Annotated in this window: 1 protein-coding gene; it reads left to right on the top strand. The window is 48.3% G+C overall.

All coding sequences use genetic code 11. The annotated features are described in order from the left end of the window. Positions 1 to 731 (top strand): hypothetical protein (locus AB4167_RS22085; protein ID WP_372137033.1); only part of this gene is annotated, 731 nt, incomplete at both ends.

Genomic DNA, 731 nt, shown 5'->3' with positions numbered 1-731 from the left:
GAGCAAGAGTTTATCTTCACTGAAGGCTCTCTGTTTATCACACTTGAAGGTGAAGTACGCTTCGAACCAAACCGCAATCTAGACAACACGGTTAGCGAAGACATCGTCAAATCGATTGTGGTGACCTCAAGCGATTTAGATAACGATGTGGTGACGTCAACGGTCACACTGACGATTACTGATGGCGATATTCCAACCATCGAATCCGTACCAAGCGTGACGCTATCAGAAACACAGCTTGCCGATGGCTCGACACCAAGCGGCAGTGCGGTGAGCCAAACCGAGACTATCTCGTTTACCAACCAAAGTGATGATGTTGAGAAGTTCCGAATCGAACCAACTGAGTTCAATGTGGGTGGTGCGTTAACGTCGAACAACATTGCGGTTGAACTGAAAGAAGACCCAGCAGACTCAGGTATCTATGTCGGGTTTATTGATGACGGTGGAACGGACGTTCCTGTCTTCAGCTTAAGCTTCTCAGGTACCACGTTGGGTGAATACACCTTCACGTTGCTTGAGGCGTTAGACCATGCCGATGGCTTAGATAGTAACGAACTGACCTTCGACTTACCAGTTTATGCGGTGGACTCAGATGGTGATGATTCATTAATGACTCCGTTGTCGGTGACCATTGGTGATGACGCCCAAATCATGGCGAACGGTACGCTCGGTATTACCGAGCCGAATTTAGCTGACGGGACGGTGACCACCAATACGATTGATGTAATGAC

The organism is Vibrio sp. 10N.286.49.E11, assembly GCF_041469505.1.
Lineage (GTDB): Bacteria > Pseudomonadota > Gammaproteobacteria > Enterobacterales > Vibrionaceae > Vibrio > Vibrio crassostreae_C.
Note: the sequence above shows the minus strand (reverse complement) of the source record. Positions and strands in the feature narration are given on the sequence as shown.